Annotated in this window: 1 protein-coding gene; it reads right to left on the bottom strand. The window is 42.4% G+C overall.

Features of this window, described 5'->3' with window-relative positions; genetic code table 11:
* Positions 1–70: 70 nt before the first annotated feature.
* On the bottom strand, positions 71–295 hold a 225-nt coding region (locus R7R24_RS29790; protein ID WP_042776117.1), incomplete at its 5' end, for a Crl family RNA polymerase assembly factor.

Raw genomic sequence — 295 nt, 5'->3', positions numbered from 1 at the left:
ATAGGGATTTAACAAGAGAAAAGGTGCGAAAACGCACCTTTTTGTTCAGTCGAAAAAGAAAACCGCCAAATCAGGCGAAATCAAATGACTCGGTATGATATTCCACTTCGAGTTTGAAGTGTTCAGCCAAGGTATCAATGAGCTTCTGATGAAAGGTACTTTGTGTAAAGTACACTTCCTCTACCACTTTTTGCGGCAGAGCTTCAGACACCCATTTCCCTTCTTTGTTGTATTTCCCAATATGGTACTTAGCGGTAAAGCCCCCTTCGATGGATTCTAAATCCATCCACCAGCC

The sequence above is a fragment of the Vibrio sp. 704 genome (genome assembly GCF_033339295.1).
This window is presented reverse-complemented; position numbering and strand designations above follow the sequence as displayed.